The organism is Micromonospora sp. HUAS YX12, from assembly GCF_040215685.1.
Lineage (GTDB): Bacteria > Actinomycetota > Actinomycetes > Mycobacteriales > Micromonosporaceae > Micromonospora > Micromonospora tulbaghiae.
This window is the reverse complement of record NZ_CP157974.1, coordinates 5,222,753-5,241,507: the sequence shown is the minus strand read 5'-3', so window position 1 is coordinate 5,241,507 and position 18,755 is coordinate 5,222,753. Positions and strand designations below refer to the sequence as shown.

General features: G+C 72.7%; 20 protein-coding genes. 16 read left to right on the top strand and 4 right to left on the bottom strand.

What is annotated here, in order from left to right:
- Positions 1-84 precede the first annotated feature (84 nt).
- The 8 genes from arc to ABIH81_RS24930 all read left to right on the top strand — a co-directional run bounded on the left by arc (position 85) and on the right by ABIH81_RS24930 (position 7,966).
- Positions 85-1,866, top strand: a complete 1,782-nt coding sequence (gene arc / locus ABIH81_RS24965) for a proteasome ATPase (RefSeq protein WP_349877315.1) — start codon at positions 85-87, stop codon at positions 1,864-1,866.
- Positions 1,867-2,031: 165 nt separating this feature from the next.
- On the top strand, positions 2,032-3,549 hold the full coding sequence (gene dop / locus ABIH81_RS24960) for a depupylase/deamidase Dop (RefSeq protein ID WP_349877314.1): 1,518 nt from the start codon (positions 2,032-2,034) through the stop codon (positions 3,547-3,549).
- Between the two features lie 107 nt (positions 3,550-3,656).
- The gene (locus ABIH81_RS24955; protein ID WP_013286106.1) at positions 3,657-3,863 is read left to right on the top strand and encodes a ubiquitin-like protein Pup; all 207 of its coding nucleotides are present in this window, start codon (positions 3,657-3,659) and stop codon (positions 3,861-3,863) included.
- Entirely contained in the window at positions 3,860-4,537 is a 678-nt protein-coding gene (locus tag ABIH81_RS24950) for an endonuclease VII domain-containing protein (RefSeq protein WP_349877313.1), read from the top strand. Before ABIH81_RS24955 ends, ABIH81_RS24950 begins: the two co-directional genes overlap by 4 nt.
- Positions 4,456-5,295, top strand: a complete 840-nt coding sequence (gene prcB, locus ABIH81_RS24945) for a proteasome subunit beta (RefSeq protein ID WP_181726645.1) — start codon at positions 4,456-4,458, stop codon at positions 5,293-5,295. Before ABIH81_RS24950 ends, prcB begins: the two co-directional genes overlap by 82 nt.
- Positions 5,296-5,349: 54 nt before the next feature.
- On the top strand, positions 5,350-6,183 hold the full coding sequence (gene prcA, locus ABIH81_RS24940; RefSeq protein ID WP_349877312.1) for a proteasome subunit alpha: 834 nt from the start codon (positions 5,350-5,352) through the stop codon (positions 6,181-6,183).
- 146 nt (positions 6,184-6,329) lie between these two features.
- Positions 6,330-7,688, top strand: a complete 1,359-nt coding sequence (pafA, locus tag ABIH81_RS24935) for a Pup--protein ligase (RefSeq protein WP_013286109.1) — start codon at positions 6,330-6,332, stop codon at positions 7,686-7,688.
- Positions 7,689-7,747: 59 nt separating this feature from the next.
- The gene (locus ABIH81_RS24930; protein ID WP_252453763.1) at positions 7,748-7,966 is read left to right on the top strand and encodes a hypothetical protein; all 219 of its coding nucleotides are present in this window, start codon (positions 7,748-7,750) and stop codon (positions 7,964-7,966) included.
- A gap of 12 nt (positions 7,967-7,978) precedes the next feature.
- Here the strand turns inward: ABIH81_RS24930 and ABIH81_RS24925 are convergent, their stop codons facing one another.
- Positions 7,979-9,064 carry a DUF3866 family protein gene (locus ABIH81_RS24925; RefSeq protein ID WP_349877311.1) on the bottom strand — a complete coding sequence of 362 codons (1,086 nt, stop codon included), beginning with the start codon at positions 9,062-9,064 and terminating at the stop codon, positions 7,979-7,981.
- Between the two features lie 44 nt (positions 9,065-9,108).
- Positions 9,109-10,101 carry a cation diffusion facilitator family transporter gene (locus tag ABIH81_RS24920; protein ID WP_047893698.1) on the bottom strand — a complete coding sequence of 331 codons (993 nt, stop codon included), beginning with the start codon at positions 10,099-10,101 and terminating at the stop codon, positions 9,109-9,111.
- 104 nt (positions 10,102-10,205) lie between these two features.
- On the opposite strand from ABIH81_RS24920, the gene ABIH81_RS24915 reads away from it, so the two are divergent.
- The 5 genes from ABIH81_RS24915 to tatC all read left to right on the top strand — a co-directional run bounded on the left by ABIH81_RS24915 (position 10,206) and on the right by tatC (position 13,991).
- Positions 10,206-11,204, top strand: coding sequence for a WYL domain-containing protein (locus ABIH81_RS24915; protein ID WP_349877310.1), 999 nt, complete (start codon positions 10,206-10,208; stop codon positions 11,202-11,204).
- Positions 11,201-12,208, top strand: coding sequence for a YafY family protein (locus ABIH81_RS24910; protein WP_349877309.1), 1,008 nt, complete (start codon positions 11,201-11,203; stop codon positions 12,206-12,208). Before ABIH81_RS24915 ends, ABIH81_RS24910 begins: the two co-directional genes overlap by 4 nt.
- 10 nt (positions 12,209-12,218) lie before the next feature.
- Positions 12,219-12,467 (top strand): hypothetical protein, encoded by a 249-nt coding sequence (locus ABIH81_RS24905; RefSeq protein WP_047893701.1) that lies wholly within the window; start codon positions 12,219-12,221, stop codon positions 12,465-12,467.
- A gap of 217 nt (positions 12,468-12,684) precedes the next feature.
- The gene (gene tatA, locus ABIH81_RS24900) at positions 12,685-13,017 is read left to right on the top strand and encodes a Sec-independent protein translocase subunit TatA (protein ID WP_349877308.1); all 333 of its coding nucleotides are present in this window, start codon (positions 12,685-12,687) and stop codon (positions 13,015-13,017) included.
- Between the two features lie 20 nt (positions 13,018-13,037).
- On the top strand, positions 13,038-13,991 hold the full coding sequence (gene tatC, locus ABIH81_RS24895) for a twin-arginine translocase subunit TatC (protein WP_349877307.1): 954 nt from the start codon (positions 13,038-13,040) through the stop codon (positions 13,989-13,991).
- Between the two features lie 215 nt (positions 13,992-14,206).
- Here the strand turns inward: tatC and ABIH81_RS24890 are convergent, their stop codons facing one another.
- Positions 14,207-15,091, bottom strand: coding sequence for an ABC transporter substrate-binding protein (locus tag ABIH81_RS24890; protein ID WP_349877306.1), 885 nt, complete (start codon positions 15,089-15,091; stop codon positions 14,207-14,209).
- A gap of 184 nt (positions 15,092-15,275) precedes the next feature.
- Between ABIH81_RS24890 and ABIH81_RS24885 the strand changes: the two genes are divergently transcribed.
- From ABIH81_RS24885 to ABIH81_RS24875, 3 genes are all read left to right on the top strand, one after another.
- On the top strand, positions 15,276-15,974 hold the full coding sequence (locus ABIH81_RS24885) for a hypothetical protein (RefSeq protein ID WP_349877305.1): 699 nt from the start codon (positions 15,276-15,278) through the stop codon (positions 15,972-15,974).
- Between the two features lie 110 nt (positions 15,975-16,084).
- Entirely contained in the window at positions 16,085-16,735 is a 651-nt protein-coding gene (locus ABIH81_RS24880; protein WP_349877303.1) for a fasciclin domain-containing protein, read from the top strand.
- A gap of 105 nt (positions 16,736-16,840) precedes the next feature.
- Positions 16,841-17,767 (top strand): diacylglycerol kinase, encoded by a 927-nt coding sequence (locus ABIH81_RS24875; RefSeq protein ID WP_349877302.1) that lies wholly within the window; start codon positions 16,841-16,843, stop codon positions 17,765-17,767.
- Here the strand turns inward: ABIH81_RS24875 and ABIH81_RS24870 are convergent.
- Complete coding sequence (locus ABIH81_RS24870) at positions 17,730-18,701, bottom strand: EamA family transporter (RefSeq protein ID WP_349877301.1); 972 nt, start codon at positions 18,699-18,701, stop codon at positions 17,730-17,732. The genes ABIH81_RS24875 and ABIH81_RS24870 overlap by 38 nt on opposite strands.
- Between the last annotated feature and the right edge of the window lie 54 nt (positions 18,702-18,755).

Genomic DNA, 18,755 nt, shown 5'->3' with positions numbered 1-18,755 from the left:
GACGAGCGCGTTGCTGTGGACCGAATCGGGCTCATAGCGGCTAGTGTTAGGTCAGAACGTTCAAGCCCCCCGGGGAGGTGGGACGTGGCACGCAGCGACGACGCGGACTCGCGCGCCGCACGGTGGGAAAAGGAAGCCCACGATCTCTCCACGCAGGTCGCGTTCCTGCAAGAGGAACTCGCTCTGGTGCGGCGCAAGTTGACCGAAAGCCCCCGACACGTCCGGCAGCTCGAAGAGCGGCTGGCGGCCACCCAGGCACAGTTGGCGCGGCTGACCGAGAACAACGAACGGCTCGTGAGCACCCTCAAGGAGGCTCGCGCGCAGATCGTGACGCTCAAGGAGGAGATCGACCGGCTCGCCCAGCCGCCGAGTGGCTACGGCGTCTTCCTGGCCAAGCACGACGACGGCACGGTGGACGTGTTCACCGGCGGGCGCAAGCTCCGGGTGGCCGTCTCGCCCTCGCTCGAGGTCGACGAGCTGCGCCGTGGCCAGGAGGTCCTGCTCAACGACGCGCTCAACATCGTCGACGCGTTCGGCTACGAGCGGGTCGGCGAGGTGGTGATGCTCAAGGAGATCCTGGCGGGCCCCGACGGCGCTCCGGGTGACCGGGCGCTCGTGGTCTCGCACTCCGACGAGGAGCGCATCGTGCACCTCGCCGAGACCCTGATCGGCAGCGCGATCCGGGCCGGCGACTCGCTCATGATCGAGCCCCGCTCGGCGTACGCGTACGAGCGGATCCCGAAGAGCGAGGTCGAGGAACTGGTCCTGGAGGAGGTGCCCGACGTCAACTACGAGGACATCGGTGGCCTCCAGGCGCAGATCGAGCAGATCCGCGACGCGGTGGAGCTGCCGTTCCTGCACTCCGACCTGTTCCGTGAGCACCAGCTCCGGCCGCCGAAGGGCATCCTGCTCTACGGCCCGCCCGGCTGCGGCAAGACGCTGATCGCCAAGGCGGTGGCCAACTCGCTGGCCAAGAAGATCGCCGAGCGGGAGGGCAAGGATCGGCACACCAGCTTCTTCCTCAACATCAAGGGCCCCGAGCTGCTCAACAAGTACGTCGGCGAGACCGAGCGGCACATCCGGCTGATCTTCCAGCGGGCGCGGGAGAAGGCCGGCGAGGGCACTCCGGTGATCGTGTTCTTCGACGAGATGGACTCGGTGTTCCGCACCCGCGGCTCCGGCGTCTCGTCCGACGTGGAGAACACCATCGTCCCGCAGCTGCTCAGCGAGATCGACGGCGTCGAGGGCCTGGAGAACGTCATCGTCATCGGCGCCTCCAACCGGGAAGACATGATCGACCCGGCGATCCTGCGGCCCGGCCGGCTCGACGTGAAGATCAAGATCGAGCGGCCGGACGCCGAGGCGGCGAAGGACATCTTCTCCAAGTACATCCTCGCCGGTCTGCCGCTGCACGCCGACGACCTGGCCGAGCACGGCGGCGACGCCCAGGCCACAGTCGCGGCGATGATCGACGCGGTGGTCCTGCGGATGTACTCCGAGACCGAGGAGAACCGCTTCCTCGAGGTCACGTACGCCAACGGCGACAAGGAAGTCCTCTACTTCAAGGACTTCAACTCCGGCGCGATGATCCAGAACATCGTCGACCGGGGCAAGAAGATGGCCATCAAGGAGTTCCTCACCTCCGGACGCAAGGGGCTGCGCCTTCAGCACCTGCTCGACGCCTGCGTCGACGAGTTCCGCGAGAACGAGGATCTGCCCAACACCACCAACCCCGACGACTGGGCCCGCATCTCCGGCAAGAAGGGCGAGCGGATCGTCTACATCCGCACGCTCGTCTCCGGCGGCAAGGGCGCCGAGGCCGGACGGTCCATCGAGACCGCCAGCAACACCGGTCAGTACCTGTAGTCCGATCCCTCGACGGAGGCCCGTGGCGTACGCGCCGCGGGCCTCCGCGCGTTTCCGGGTGGGCCGCCACACCGGACCCGCGCTGCCGCCACGCCCCCTCGGCGCGTCACGCCGACTACGCTCGACGTGACGGGGACCGGGACGGCGAGCGGAGCGGGCAGGTCGATGAGCGTTAGACGGATCATGGGCACCGAGGTCGAGTACGGCATCTCCGTGCCCGGTCAGGCCGGAGCCAACCCGATGGTCACCTCCTCCCAGGTGGTCAACGCCTACGGGGCGCGGCCGGAACTCAACCGGGGCGGCCGGGCCCGCTGGGACTACGAGGAGGAGTCGCCGCTGCGCGACGCCCGCGGGTTCACCTACTCCGGCGCCGCGTACGACCCGGCCGAGGCGCTCGCCGACGAGGACCTCGGGCTCGCCAACGTCATACTCACCAACGGCGCCCGCCTCTACGTCGACCACGCGCACCCGGAGTACTCCACGCCCGAGGTGACGAACCCGCTGGACGTGGTGCGGTGGGACAAGGCGGGGGAGCGGGTGATGGCCGAGGCGGCCCGGCGGGCCGCGACCATCCCGGGCACCCACCCGATCCACCTGTACAAGAACAACACCGACAACAAGGGCGCCAGCTACGGCGCGCACGAGAACTACCTGATGCGTCGGCAGACGCCGTTCGCCGACATCGTGGCGTACCTGACGCCGTTCTTCGTCACCCGGCAGATCGTCTGCGGCGCCGGGCGGGTCGGCATCGGCCAGGACGGCGGCCAGGCCGGTTTCCAGATCTCCCAGCGGGCCGACTTCTTCGAGGTCGAGGTGGGGCTGGAGACGACGCTCAAGCGGCCCATCATCAACACCCGGGACGAGCCGCACGCCGACGCCGACAAGTACCGCCGGCTGCACGTCATCATCGGCGACGCCAACCTGTCCGAGATCTCCACGTTCCTCAAGGTCGGCACCACCTCGCTGATCCTCGCCATGATCGAGGAGAAGGCGCTCGGCGCGGACCTGGGCATCGCCGACCCGGTGGCCGAGCTGCGCGCGGTCAGCCACGACCCGTCGCTCAAGCACCTGATGCGGATGCGCGACGGCCGCAGGCTGACCGCGCTGGACGTGCAGTGGGCGTACCTGGAGCGGGTCGGCTCCTTCGTGGACGATCGCTACGGCCAGGACGTGGACCCGCAGACCGCCGACGTGCTGCGCCGCTGGGAGAGCGTGCTGGACCGGCTCGGCCGGGACGCGTTCGAGTGCGCCGACGAGCTGGACTGGGTGGCCAAGCTGCGGCTGCTGGAGGGCTACCGGGAGCGGGAGAAGCTGAGCTGGGGCTCGCACAAGCTGCAACTGGTCGACCTGCAGTACTCCGACGTGCGGCCGGAGAAGGGCCTCTACCACCGCCTGGTGCAGCGCGGTTCGATGAAGACGCTGCTCACCGACGAGCAGACCCGCACCGCGATGACCGAGCCGCCGGAGGACACCCGGGCGTACTTCCGGGGCCGCTGCCTGGACCGGTACGCCTCCGAGGTGGTCGCCGCGAGCTGGGACTCGGTCATCTTCGACGTGGGCCGGGAGTCGCTGGTCCGGGTGCCGATGATGGAGCCCGAGCGGGGCACCCGCGCGCACGTCGGCGAGCTGTTCGACCGCTGCGAGAGCGCCAAGGATCTGCTGGAGACACTCACCGGCGGGTGACCCCGATGCCGGAAGGCCCGCCGGGTGCCGGAAACGGGCACGCGACGGGCCTTTCGTCGCTCCCGCGAGGTAAGTTGATCGCAGGCGATCGTGGAGGAGGCACCACCATGGCGACGCAAGAGGGTGGGCAGACCCAGTCCGGCAAGTCCCGCGAGGAGGTCGAGGAGGTCACCGCTGAGGCCAATCCCGAGGTGGCCGAGCGGCACGCCGAGATCACCGAGGACGTGGACGACCTGCTCGACGAGATCGACTCCGTCCTGGAGGAGAACGCCGAGGAATTTGTGAGGGGATATGTGCAGAAGGGGGGTCAATGAGGCTTATGTCCGATTTGCCGGAGGCTTCGGACAAGCTTTGCCCCCAGTGTCGCCGCTCGCTTCCCGCGTCGGCGTTCCACCGTAATCGGCGTCGTCCAGACGGGCTGGCGTTCTACTGCAAGACGTGTGCCGCTGCTCGCTCAGAGGCGAGCCGCCGGAAACGTGGCATCGCGCCGCAGCGAAGGGCTGCCGTGCCGGTAGCGGACGGCCTCAAGTGGTGCCCCGACTGCGAGCAGATCAAGCCCGTCGGCGATTTCCCCCGAACGACCAACGCCAGCGGTCGGCACAGCTACTGCAAGCCGTGCCACATCGCCCGCGGTAACGAGACCAAGCAGCGGCTCTACGGTGGCAATCGCGAGTATCACCTGCGTCGTCGTTACGGGGTCGGGGAGAGGGAGTTCCAGGAGCTCCTGGCCGAGCAGGGCGGTGTGTGCGCGATCTGCCGGCGCCCCGATCCGGAACATCTGGACCACGATCATCGCACCGGATGGGTGCGCGGGATACTCTGCTTCAACTGCAACGGTGGTCTTGGTCAGTTCAAGGACAACCCCGACGTCCTGGCCAGGGCGATCACGTACCTGAGAGGAACCACGTGGCAGCGGGTTTTGATCCATCCGGGCGTCTTCCAGATGTGTTCACCAACGCGGGGACGTCCTCCTTCACAGCGTTCCTGAGCAAGGTGGCCCCCGAGATGCTGCCCGGCCGGAGGCCGCTGCCGCCCGGCATGGCTGCCGACATGGCGCCGCACGCGACCACGATCGTGGCCATCTCGGCCGCCGGCGGCGTGGTCATGGCCGGCGACCGGCGCGCCACGATGGGCAACCTGATCGCCCAGCGCGACATCGAGAAGGTGCACCCGGCCGACGCGTACTCGCTCGTCGGCATCGCGGGCACCGCCGGCATCGGCATCGAGCTGATGCGACTGTTCCAGGTGGAGCTGGAGCACTACGAGAAGATCGAGGGCGCGATGCTCTCGCTCGACGGCAAGGCCAACCGGCTGGCGTCGATGATCCGCGGCAACCTGGGCGCGGCCATGCAGGGCCTCGCCGTGATCCCGCTGTTCGCCGGCTTCGACCTGGCCGCGAGCGACCCGGCCCGGGCGGGGCGGATCTTCAGCTTCGACGTGACCGGCGGCCCATACGAGGAGACCGGTTACGACGCCATCGGCTCCGGTTCGCTGTTCGCCAAGTCCGCGCTGAAGAAGCGGTTCCGGGCCGGTCTGTCGGTCGAGGATGCGACCCGGCTGGCGGTCGAGGCGCTCTACGACGCGGCGGACGACGACACCGCCACGGGCGGCCCCGACCTGACCCGGCGGATCTACCCGGTCGTGATGACCGCCACCGCCGAGGGCACCCACCGGCTCACCGACGCCGAGACGGCGGCGATCGCGGAGAGCGTGGTGTCCGGCCGGATGGAGAACCCCGGCGGCTGAGGCCGCTCCCACCGTCCACCGAGTCAGCAGTCCCGCAGAAGGAGAACCGCCGCCGTGGCCATGCAGTTCTACGCCTCGCCCGAGCAGATCATGCGCGACCGCTCCGAGCTGGCCCGCAAGGGCATCGCCCGGGGCCGCAGCGCGGTGGTCCTGAGCTACGCAGGCGGGGTGCTCTTCGTCGCCGAGAACCTGTCCAGCACGCTGCACAAGGTCAGCGAGATCTACGACCGGATCGGCTTCGCCGCTGTCGGCCGGTACAACGAGTTCGAGAACCTGCGGCGCGCGGGTGTGCGGATGGCCGACCTCAACGGCCTCAGCTACGACCGGCGGGACGTGAACGGCCTGGCGCTGGCCAACGCGTACGCGCAGACGCTCGGCGCGATCTTCACGGAGCAGTCGAAGCCGTTCGAGGTGGAGATCTGCGTGGCCGAGGTGGGCGCCACGCCCGAGGACGACTCCCTCTACCGGGTGACCTACGACGGGTCGGTGAACGACGAGCCGGGCCGGATGGCGATGGGCGGCCAGGCCGAGGCGATCAGCGGGGTGCTGAAGAACGAGCACCGGCCGGAGATGTCGCTGTCGGAGGCGGTCCGCGCCGCCATGAAGGCGCTGAGCAGCGTCGGCGGCGAGGGCGGGGCGGCCCGCACGATCGCCGCCAACCAGCTGGAGGTGGCGGTCCTGGACCGGCACCGGGTGGGGCGTACGTTCCGGCGGGTGACCGGCGCGGCGCTGACCGCGCTGCTGGACGGCGAGCCCGAGGGGGACGTCGCCCCGGCGCCGGGCCGGGCGAAGACGCCGACAGTGCCCACGGAGGAGGCGAAGAAGCCGACCACGTCGGCGGGTTCGGCCGATCTGGAGGGCAACGCGGAGGACGAGCCCGCCGAGTGACGCGCGCTCACGGACCCCGCCCCTCGCCGAGGTGGCGGGGTCTTTCGCGTACGGATGCCGCCACCTCGCCGATCCGCGCGGGGGAGATCGTAAGCGGTGCGCGTCGGCGCTGCCCATCGGAGGCTCCGGGCGGCTAGTGTCTCATCATGGAGCGGCGAATCTTCGGCCTCGAAACCGAGTACGGCGTCACCTGCACCTATCGCGGGCAACGCCGACTGTCCCCCGACGAGGTCGCGCGGTACCTGTTCCGGCGGGTGGTGTCGTGGGGCCGGTCGAGCAACGTGTTCCTGCGCAACGGCGCCCGCCTCTATCTCGACGTGGGCTCGCACCCGGAGTACGCGACCCCGGAGTGCGACTCGGTGACCGACCTGGTGGCACACGACCGGGCCGGTGAGCGGATCCTGGAAGGGCTGCTCGTCGACGCGGAGAAGCGGCTGCACGACGAGGGCATCGCGGGCGAGATCTACCTGTTCAAGAACAACACCGACTCGGCCGGCAACTCGTACGGCTGCCACGAGAACTACCTGGTGTCCCGGCACGGCGAGTTCGGCCGGCTCGCCGACGTGCTCATCCCGTTCCTGGTGACCCGGCAGTTGATCTGCGGCGCGGGCAAGGTGCTCCAGACGCCGCGCGGCGCGGTCTACTGCCTGTCCCAGCGGGCCGAGCACATCTGGGAGGGCGTCTCGTCGGCGACCACCCGCAGCCGTCCGATCATCAACACCCGGGACGAGCCGCACGCGGACGCCGAGCGCTACCGCCGGCTGCACGTGATCGTCGGCGACTCGAACATGAACGAGGTCACCACGCTGCTGAAGGTCGGCACCGCCGACATCGTGCTGCGGATGATCGAGGCCGGTGTGGTGATGCGCGACCTGACGCTGGAGAACCCGATCCGGGCGATCCGCGAGGTGTCGCACGACATCACCGGCCGGCGCAAGGTGCGGCTGGCCTCCGGCAAGGAGGTCTCGGCGCTGGAGATCCAGCAGGAATACCTGGCCAAGGCGACGGAGTTCGTGGAGCGCCGGGGCGGCGACCAGACCGCGAAGCGGGTGGTCGACCTGTGGGGCCGGGTGCTGCGCGCGGTCGAGACCGGCGACCTGGACCCGGTGGCCCGCGAGATCGACTGGGTCACCAAGCTGAAGCTGATCGAGCGTTACCAGCGCAAGCACGACCTGCCGCTGTCGCACCCGCGGGTGGCGCAGATGGACCTGGCGTACCACGACCTGCGGCGCGGGCGCGGCCTGTACGGGCTGCTGGAGCGCCGCCGCGAGGTGGACCGGGTGGCCACCGACCCGGAGATCTTCGAGGCGAAGGAGACGCCGCCGCAGACGACCCGGGCGCGGTTGCGCGGTGAGTTCATCCGCCACGCCCAGGAGAAGCGGCGCGACTTCACCGTGGACTGGGTGCACCTGAAGCTGAACGACCAGGCGCAGCGCACGGTGCTGTGCAAGGACCCGTTCCGGGCCTACGACGAGCGGGTGGAACGGCTGATCGCCAGCATGTGATCGTGCGGGCGGCCGGTGCCCGGCACCGGCCGCCCGTCCACGGGTACTCTGGCGTCGCGATGAACACTTCCGAATCCGCCGGTGGGTCCGGCCGCGAGACGTCCTCGGGCCGTGACGGCACCGAGAAGCTCAACTGGATCGACCGCCGGCGGGAGAAGATCCGCGCCGAGATCGAACGCAACAGGCGCGGCGACTACACGGTGCCGACCTGGGTGCTGGCGGCGGCGCTGGTGCTGATCGTGGGCGCCTGGCTCGGGCTGATCCTGTTCCTCGGCTGAGCGCCGCCCCGATCAGTTCAGCAGGCCGGCGGCGTGCCGGCCGGCGGCGGCCGCGGCCAGGAAGTAGGCGTGGTCGGCGTCCAGGCCCCGGCCCATCGTGGACAGGCCGACCGGGGCGGCCCGCAGCGCCGCGTCGAGGCCGTCGGTGGGCACCGTGACGATCCGGTGGCGGTCGGCCAGCGGGGTCAGCGCCGCGGCGACCTCCGCGGCCAGGGCGGGGGCGAGGCCGTCGGGCACGACCAGCTCCGCGGGGGCCAGCGCGACCCGGCCGTACGCGGTGAGGCTGTGGTGGGAGACGCCACGGTGCCGGGGCCGGGCGTCGGCGTCGGAGATGCGCAGCGACCCGACCGGGCGCCCGCCCAGCGTGGCGACGGCGTTCACCGCCTCGCCGACGGCCACGCCGGAGAAGCCCCAGCGGGTGCCGGTGCCGAGGTTGCCGGGCCCCTGGGCGACGATCGTCAGGTCCGCGTCGAGCACGTGGCGGGCGGCGAGCAGGCCGCTGTGCAGCGTGCTCGCCTCCAGGTCGCCGCCGAACGCCTGGCCCACGCTCACCGTGCCCACGAGGTGCCCGGACAGGCCGGCCAGGGTGCGGGAGAACCAGGCCGGCAGCGCGCCGCCGTCGGTCAGCACGTACGCGACCCGGGCGTCGGGCGCGTCGGCGCGTACGCCGGCCAGGATCGCGGGCAGCGCGGAGTGCAGGTCGGCGGTGACCACCGGCATGCCGTCGACGGTGTCGGCGGCGGCCAGCCGGTCGTGGTGCGGCGACGCCTCCTCGTCCACGCCGAGCAGGATCGGTTGCAGCGGCGTGTAGCGGGCCTTGACCAGGTGCCCGGCGTCGCGGCGGTCGCCGGCCTGCGGCGGGTCCGGGGGCAGCCGGTCGGGCAGCGCCACGACCAGCGCGTAGCCGCCGGTGCCGAGGCCCATCAGCAGCGCCCCGGCGTTGAGCAGCACCCGGTCGCCGGGTTCGGGCTCGCCGACCAGGGCCGGGTAGGCCAGGGCACGCATCCGGGCGCCGTCGGGCAGGTCGACGTCGAGTTCGGCAGCGCCGGCCCACCGTCGCCGTACCGCCGTGACCGTGCCGGACCGCCATCGCACCATGCGGTGCACGGTATCGGCCGCCGCCGGGACGGCCCCCGGGCGGGTCAGGGGTTCCGGTCGTCGGCCGGGCGGCCCGCCTCGTCCTGCGTGGTGCGGGCGGGCCGGCCGGGCGACCGGGACCGGGTGGGGTCGAGGAAGACGTACGCGATCTCCGGGAAGTGCCCGGTGAGCCGGCGTTCGGCCTCGTCGGCGGCGGCCTCGATGTCCGCGCCGGTGGCGTCGTCGCGGAAGTCGACCTTGGCGGCGACGAGGATGTCGTCCGGGCCGAGGAACATGGTCATCAAGGTGTCGACCCGGTCCACCGTCGGCACGTCCGCCAGTTCCCGCTCGATGCGGCGGTGCAGCCGGTCGGAGACGGACCGGCCGACCAGCAGTGAGATGTTGCTGCGCGCCAGGACGGCGGCGACCACCAGGAGCAGCACGCCGATGAGGATCGAGGCGATGCCGTCGTACAGCTCGTCGCCGGTCAGGTGCGACAGGGTGAGCCCGCCGGCGGCGATCAGCAGGCCGATCAGCGCGGCGCTGTCCTCCAGGAAGACCGCCTTGACCGTGGTGTCGGCGGTCAGGCGCAGGTAGCGGCGCGGGGTGGTGTCCCAGCGGCGCGACTCGCCGCGCACCTGCCGGACCGCCCGGGCCAGCGACACCGACTCGATCGCGAAGGAGACCGCCAGCACCACGTACGAGACCAGGTACTCGCCGCTGTGCTCGTGCACCAGGATGGTGGTCACACCGTGCGTGACGGCGAAGCCCGCCCCGGCGACGAAGGTGAACAGCGCGGCGAGGAACGCCCAGACGTAGCTCTCCTTGCCGTACCCGAAGGGGTGCCGGGTGTCGGCGGGCCGCGCGCCGCGGCGCAGCGCCAGGTAGAGCAGCACCTCGGTGGTGGTGTCGGCGAGCGAGTGGGCGGCCTCGGAGAGCATCGCCGCGGAGCCCGAGATCAGGCCCGCGACCAGCTTGGCGACGGCGATGGCGAGGTTCGCCGCGCCGGCCACCACGACGGTGCCGACGCTCTCGGTCTTGACCTCCGGTTCCGCCATGCGATCACCCTATGACCGGTCGATGGCCGCCGCCGGGTGGGAAGACCCCCGCGCCGCGCCGCGCGGGTGCCCGCGCCGCACGCGCGGGCTGCTAGCGTTTGGGCGTGTCCCGGACCCGTACCGAACGCCTGGTCAACCTGGTGATCTGCCTGCTGTCGACGCGACGCTTCCTGACTGCCGCGCAGATCGCCGCGACCGTGCCCGGCTACGAGCACGACCCGGACGACGCCAAGGACCACGAGGCGTTCCAGCGCAAGTTCGAGCGCGACAAGGCCGAGCTGCGTGAGCTGGGCGTGCCGCTGGAGACCGGCACGGCGAGCGTCTTCGACGCCGAGCCGGGCTACCGGATCGCGCCGCGCGCGTACGCGTTGCCCGACATCCCGCTCGAACCGGACGAGGCCGCGGCCGTGGGCATCGCCGCCCGGCTGTGGCAGCACGCCGGGCTGGCCGCCGCCGCGTCGTCGGGGCTGGCGAAGCTGCGCGCCGCCGGCATCGACGTGGACCCGCAGGCCACGCTGGGCCTGGAGCCGATGGTCACGGTCGACCCGGCGTTCGCGCCGCTCACCGCCGCCGCGCGGGACCGGCGCGAGGTCAGCTTCGACTACCGCGTGCCGGACCGGGACGCGCCCACCCGCCGCCGGGTGCAGCCGTGGGGCGTGGTCTGCTGGCGCGGCCGGTGGTACGTCGTCGGCCACGACCTGGACCGCGCGGCGACCCGCTGCTTCCGGCTGTCCCGGGTGGTCGGCACGGTGCGGGCGACCGGCGAGCCGGGCGCCTACGAGCCGCCCGCCGGTGTCGACCTGATCAGCCACGTGGCCCGCTGGTCCGGGCCGGTGGAGCGCACCGGCCGGGCGACGGTGCTGGTCGCGCCGGGCCGCGCCGCCGGGCTGCGCCGCTGGGCCGTCGAGTGCCAGGCCGGCCCCGACGGCGACCGGCTGGTGCTGCCGTACGCCGACGCCGACTACCTGGCCGGCCAGATCGTCGGGTACGGCCCGGACGTCCGCGTGCTGGAGCCACCGGAGGTACGGGAGGCGGTCATCCAGCGGCTCAAGGAGGTCGCCGCCCGCCACGACGAGCTGGCTGTGACCGGGGGTGCCCGGTGACCCGCCCGGCGGCCCGCGCGGGCCGTGCCTCCGCCGACCGGCTGGCCCGGCTGCTCAACCTGGTGCCCTACCTGCTGGCCCGCCCCGGCATCGAGATCGCCGAGGCGGCGCACGACCTCGGGGTGACCGAGAAGCAGCTCCGGGAGGATCTGGAACTGCTCTGGGTGTGCGGGCTGCCCGGCTACGGTCCGGGCGACCTGATCGACATGGCGTTCGACGGCGACCGGGTGACGATCACCTACGACGCCGGGATCGACCGTCCGCTGCGGCTCACCCCGGACGAGGCCCTGGCGCTGGTGGTGGCGTTGCGGATGATCGCCGAGACGCCGGGCGTGGCCAACCGGGAGGCGGTCGAGCGGGCACTCGCCAAGATCGAGAACGCCGCCGGTGACCTGGCCGGCGCGCCGGTCGAGGTCCGCCTGTCCGGCGACAGCGCCCGGGTACGCGAGCTGCGCGCCGCCGTCGAGCGCGGCCGGGCGCTGCGGATCACCTACTACACCCCGGCCCGGGACGAGACCACCGAACGCACCATCGACCCGCTGCGGATGCTGATGGTCGGCGGCCGGGCGTACGTGGAGGCGTGGTGCCGCCGCGCCGAAGGGGTACGGCTGTTCCGGGCCGACCGGATCGACGCGGTGACCGAGCTGCCGGAGCAGGCGGTGGTGCCGCCGCAGGCCCGCCCGCACGATCTCAGCGACGGCGTGTTCAGCCCGTCGGCCGACCTGCCGCTGATCACGCTGCGGATCGGCCGGGGCGAGCGGTGGATCACCGAATATTATCCGTGCGAGCGGGTCGAGGCCGACGGCGAGCAGTGGCTGGTGTCGCTGCGCGTCACCGACCTCGGGTGGGCCCGGCGGTTCGTGCTCGGGCTGGGCCCGGAGGTGACCGTGGTGGCCCCGGCCGAGCTGGCCGAGCAGGTCCGCGCCCAGGCCGTGGCCGCGCTCGACGCGTACGCCACCCCGGCCGGCAGCGCCGACCCGGCAGCCGTCGGCGGCACCCGATAGGCTGACCGCCGTGGTGACGTGGATCGTGCTCGGGGTCGTGGTGTTCGCGCTGGTCGTACTGGCCCTGGCGATCCGTCCGGTGGTGAGCCGCCTGCCCGGGCTGCGCCGTTCCGCGCTGGCGTTGCAGCGCCGGGCGGTCGAGGCGGAGTCGCTGCGGTCGGCCGCCGAGCAGTTGCAGGCGCGGGCCGAGTCGCTCCAGGAGCGGGCGGCGCTCGCGCAGGAGCGGATCGCGTTGATCAAGGCCAGGCGCGGCGACTGATCGACGGTGGTCGGCCCGGTGAGCGTCGTCTGCGCGTTCCCGGGCGGTTACGCGCAGAAATGCGCGGACCTGGACGGTTGACGGGACACTTCGGGTTGGTCGAAACTTCACCGATCGGGCCCGCACCAGCAGGCCCGCGGGGGTGGCAAGGCGCTGCGACACACGTACGATGGGCGACGACCCACCCCTTACCGACACAGAGCGACTGGAGCTTCCCATGGGTGCCCTCAAGCCGTGGCACATCGCCGTACTCGTGGTCGTGCTGATCCTGCTGTTCGGCGCGAAGCGGCTCCCCGACGCGGCCCGCTCGCTGGGCCGCTCGCTGCGGATCATCAAGGCTGAGACCAAGAGCCTGCACGACGACGACCGCGATCTCGCCGAGAAGGCCGACGCGCAGGCCGGCTACCAGCCGCTCCAGCCGCAGCAGCAGCCGGTGCAGGGTCAGCCGTACGCGCAGCAGCAGCCGTACACGCAGCAGCCGTACGCGCCGCAGCCGCAGCAGCCGGTCGCGCCGCCGGCCGACCCGGTGCAGCGCGTCCGCGAGAACTGATCCGGAAGGGCCCCACCACCGTGGCCTTCGGGTTGAAGAAGCGCGGGCCGAGCACGTTCGCGCGCGCGGCCGACGGCTCGATGACGCTCATCGAGCACATCCGCGAGCTGCGTAACCGCCTGTTCCGGGCGTCGCTGGCGGTCGTCGGCGGCCTGGTCGCCGGGTTCTGGCTCGCCGATCCGGTCTTCCTGCTGCTGAAGCGTCCCTACTGCCGGCTGCCCGGCACGACCGACGCGTTGGGCAACTGTCAGGACCTGCTGGCGCTGGCGCCGACCACCGGCTTCGTGCTCAAGCTGAAGCTCGCGCTCTGGCTGGGTCTGATCATCGGTGGACCGGTCTGGCTCTACCAGCTCTGGGCGTTCATCGCGCCCGGCCTGCACCGCCATGAGCGCAAGTGGGCCTACGTCTTTGTCGCGATCGCTGCGCCGTTGTTCGCGGCCGGCGCGGCGCTCGCCTACCTCGTGGTCGACAAGGGGCTCGGGTTCCTGATGGACTCCGGGGTGGGCGGTCTGTCTAACCAGTTCGAGGTCAGCGCCTACATCGCGTTCATCACGAACATGATCCTGCTCTTCGGGGTGGCGTTCGAGTTTCCGCTGATCCTGCTCATGCTCAACTTCACCGGGGTGGCGAGCGCCCGGCGGCTGTTGAGCTGGTGGCGCGTCGTGATCTTCATTTCGTTCGCGTTCGCGGCGATCGCCACGCCCGACCCCGGGCCGTTTGGCATGACCCTGCTGGCGCTCTCCCTCTCCCTGCTCTACTTCGTGGCGGTGGGGGTGGCGTTCCTCAACGACAAGCGGCGGGGGCGGGGCCGGGAGGTTTACGCGGGCATCGCCGACGACGAGGTGTCGCCGCTGGACCTGTCGACCGAGCCGGTGCCGACCGGCGCCCGGATCGAGGCGTCCGCGCCGATCGGCGCACCCGAGCCGATCGTCGCCCCGAAGCCGATCGAACGCCGCTACGACGACATGACCTGACCGATCCCGCTCACCGCCGGACACCGTCCCCGCTCCACCGGGGGCGGCGTCCGCGTCTCGCGGCCGCCCCTCGCCACCCCTCCGAGGACGCCGACGCCCTGCCCCGCGCCGATCTTGGACTTGGCGCCCCTCGAATGCCCGATATCCGCACTTTGCCCGGGCCGAAAGTGCACAGATCGCCGGGGGCCGGGGGCCGGGGCCGGGGCCGGGGTGGGTCAGGTTTGGCGGCGGGCTGCTTCGGGGTGTGGTGGGGGGACGGCGTCGGGGTGCAGGATCGCGGCTATCGTCTCGGCGCCGTCGACCAGGCGCGGGCCGGCGCGCACGATCAGCCCGTCCGCGTCCAGCGCCCACACCTGCGCGTCCGGGAAGTGCCCGGCCACCGTGGCGGCCTGCTCGGCCGCGCCGTCGAGGCGGAACCCGCACGGCGCGACCAGCACCACCTCGGGACGGGCGGCCCGCAGAGCGTCCCAGGTGGTCGGCGTGGACCGGGCGCCGCGATGGGTGGCGACCGGCTCGCCGCCGGCGACGTCGACCAGGTCCGGGATCCAGTGCCCGGCGCCGAACGGCGGGTCCACCCATTCGACCACCGCGACCCGTGGCCGGGGCCGGCCGGCCACCGCCGCGCCGACCGCCGCGAGCCGGGCGCGCAGGCCGTCGACAAGGGCCTCGGCACGGTCGGGCACCCGGGCCGCCGCGCCCACCGCGCGGATCGACTCCAGCACGTCGTCCAGGGTGTACGGGTCCAGCGACAGCACGTCGGCCCGGCACCCGAGGTGGTCCACGGCGTCGGCGACCCGGCCCGAGGGCAGCGCGCAGACCCGGCACAGGTCCTGGGTGAGGATCAGGTCCGGGTCCAGCCCGGCCAGTGCCCCGGCGTGCAGCGTGTAGAGGTCGGCCCCGGCCGCGACCTGCGCCTTGACGTAGGCGTCGATGTCGCCGGGACTCATGCCGCGGGTGTCCCGGCCGCCGACGACCACAGTGGTGCCCGCCCGGTAGGACGGGGGCACCTCGCACTCGAACGTGACGCCGACCAGATCGTCGCCGAGACCCAGCGCGTACACGATCTCGGTGGCGGAGGGGAGCAGGGAGACCAGCCGCATGCCGCCATCATGCCGGTCCTGCGGATCGCCCGGTGCGCGGGCACATCGGGTCGCCCTCGGGCCTTGCCGTGGCGCCGTACGCGCTTAGACTCTGCTGACTCCGCCGAGCCCCCCGGGCGGTGTGCCGGGGTGCGTCGGCGCCCCGTTCCGGTCAGCCCGTCTGACCTGCGCTCCGGAGAACCCGATGAAGAGCCGTACCGCCGCCGTCCTGACCGTCCTCTGCGCGGCCACCGCGCTCACCGCCTGCGGTGACGACGAGCCCGCGCCGAAAGGCCAGCAGGTGCCGGTGACCGCCACCGACACCAGCTGCGAGGTCACCACCACGCTGTTCACCCCGGGCACCGTCACCTTCACCGTGACCAACCGGGGTCAGCAGGCCACCGGGGTCTACGTCTACGGCCGGGAGGGCGACGCCTTCACCAAGGTGATCGCCGAGGTCGCGGACGTGCCGGCGGGCCGCACCGGCGACCTGCGCGCCTCCCTGCAGACCGGCACGTACGAGGTGGCCTGCAAACCCGGCCGGCAGGGCGACGGTGTGCGGACCCGGATCACCGTCTCCGACGACGGCAACCTCGCCAGCGCCGCGGCCGAGGTGGCCTACGACCGGTCGGTGACGATCGAGCTGACCGACGACGCGATGAGCGGCGTGGACGCCCTGATCGCCGAGCCGGGGGAGAAGCTCGCGTTCAAGGTGACGAACAAGACCGCCGGGGCCCGGACGCTGTACGTGCTCAACCCCGAGGGCAAGCGGGTCGCCGAGATGAAGGCCGAGGCCAACGGCACCGCCGAGACGGTGGTGACGCTGGGCGCGGCGGGGGACTGGTCGCTGAAGGTCAAGGGCGACGGCGTGCCGTCGGTGAGCAAGCCGCTCGTGGTCCGATAGGCCCCGATCGGAAGCCGGTCGATCCGGGTGCATCCACCGGGGACGGTCCGGGCGAAGCAATGGTCGTGACGACAGTCACGGACCTGGTCGCTTCGACGAAAGGCTCCCCGATGAACATCGCTCGTCTCGCCGCCCGGCTGGCGGTGGGCGCCACCGCCGCGGCGGTGGCCACCACCGCCGTCGCCGTGCCCGCCCAGGCCGGTGCCAAGCAGCCGGGTACGCGGTCGCTGGCCGCCGTGCTCACCGCCGACAAGAGCGGCTTCGACCGCAACTCGCGGGACTTCGACGTCCTCACGAAGGCGGTGCTGACGGTGTTGCAGGCCAAGCCGGACTCGCCGGTGAAGGTGCTCACCGACGGCACCGTCGCGCTGACCGCGTTCGTGCCGAACGACTACGCGTTCCGCGAGCTGGTGCGGGACATCACCGCCGCGAAAAAGCTGCCCGGTGAGAAGGCCGCGTTCGACGCGGTCGCCGGCCTGGGCGTGGACACCGTGGAGGACGTCCTGCTCTACCACGTCGTGCCCGGCGCGACGATCGACCGGAAGGCGGCGCTCAAGGCCGACGGCGCGGACCTGACCACCGCGCTCGGCGCCACCGTCGAGGTGGACGTGAAGCGCTGCTGGTACGGCCGCGAGGTGCGCCTGGTCGACGCCGACACCAGCGACCGCAACGCGAAGGTGGTGCGGTACGACATCAACAAGGGCAACAAGCAGATCGCGCACGCGGTGGACCGGGTGCTGCGTCCGATCGAGCTGCCCTGAACCACCCCGCCACGGCGCCCGGCACCCCTGCCGGGCGCCGTCGGCGTGCGCCGGATGCTCGCTGCGTGACCCGCCTCTGGCAGGCGGCGTGAGCCGTGCCGTACGGTGCTCGCCGTGACCGCGCACGATCATGTCCCGCCCGGCCCCGTCGCCGTGCTCGCCAACCCGACCGCAGGCCGGGGGCGGCACCGCGGTCTGCTGCCCGGGATCCTGGAGCGCCTCGCCGGAGCGGGCCGCCCGGTCGAGCTGCTGCGCGCGCGTACCCCCGAGGAGGCGGAGGCGGCGTGCCACGCCGCGGTGGCCGGCGGCGCCGGGGCGCTCGTCGCGGTGGGCGGCGACGGCACCGTGCACCGGGCGATGCAGGCGGTCGCCGGCACGGCCGTGCCGTTCGGGCCGGTCCCGGCGGGCACCGGCAACGACTTCGCGGTGGAGACCGGCTTCCCGGCCGACCCGACGGCCGCCGCCGAGGTGATCACCGCGGCGCTCGCCGCCGGCCGCGCCCGCCCGGTCGACCTGGCGCGGCTGTCCCGGCCCGGGGAGGCGGACCGCTGGTTCGGCGCGGTGCTCGCGGCCGGCTTCGACGCGATCGTCAACGAACGCGCCAACCGGATGCGCTGGCCGCGCGGCCCCCGCCGGTACGACCTGGCGATAGTGGTGGAGCTGGCCCGGCTGCGGCCACGCCGCTACCGGCTGGTCCTCGACGGGGTGGCGCAGGAGGTGGACGCGGTGCTGGTCGCCGTGGGCAACACGGCCAGCTACGGCGGCGGCATGCGGATCTGCCCGGACGCCGACCCGCACGACGGCCTGCTGGACGTGGTGGTCGGCGGGCGCTTCGACCGGCGCACGCTGATGCGGGTCAAGCCGCAGATCTACCGGGGCACCCACGTCACGCACCCGCTGGCGCGCGTCTACCGGGCGCGGACGGTGGAGCTGTCCGCCGAGGGCATCACCACGTACGCCGACGGGGAGCGCGCCTTCGACCTGCCGGTGACCGTCACCGCCGTGCCGGCGGCGCTGCGGCTGCTGCGCTGACCGCCGCCGGTTCCGCGACACCCGGCGGGTCGGGAACGGCCGGCGGTGCGGAAGGCGCAGGTGCGGCGGGCGGGGCGGCGGCGCGGACCGCGCCGGCGCTCGCGGCGACCACGAGCGCGATGGCGAGCACCTCGACCGGGCGCAGCGCCTGCCCGAGCACCAGCCAGCCGGCCACCGCGGCGATCGCCGGACCGAGACTCATCATCACCGCGAACGTCGCGGTCGGCAGCCGCCGCAGCGCGGCCAGTTCCAGGCTGTACGGCAGCACCGAGGCGAGCAGCGCCAGCCCGGTACCGAGCCCCAGCACCACCGGATCGGCCAGGCGGCCGCCCGCGTCGGCCAGCCCGAACGGCAGGGTGAGCAGCGCGGCGACGGTCAGGGCGAGGGCCAGCCCGTCGGCGCCGGGGAACCGTGCGCCGGTCCGCGCCGAGCAGACGATGTACGCGGCCCACATGGCGCCCGCCGTCAGCGCCAGCGCGGCGCCGGCCGGGTCGAGCCGGTCGAACCCGCCCTGACCGAGCAGGACCACCCCGGCCAGCGCCAGCGCGGCCCAGCACCAGGCGGCGACCCGGCGCGCGGCGATCACGGACAGCGCCAGCGGGCCGAGCACCTCCAGCGTGACGGCCGGGCCGAGCGGGATCCGCTCGATCGCCTGGTAGAAGATCGAGTTCATGCCGGCCAGGGCCAGCCCGAACGCCAGCACCGCCGCCCAGTCGCGGCGCCCGTACCCGCGTACCCGCGGGCGGCAGAACACGAGCATCAGCAGCGCGCCGATGGTCAGCCGCAGCGTCACCGCCCCGGCCACCCCGGTACGCGGGAACAGCAGCGCGGCGAGCGCGGAGCCGAACTGCACCGACAGCGCCCCGCCGAGCACCAGCGCGACCCCGCCGAGCCGTCCCGGCGTACGCGGCGGCAAGGGGTGGGCACCGGTCATGCCCCTGACGGTAGCCGGTGCGCCGGGACGCGTTCGCGCCGCTGGGGGCCGAGC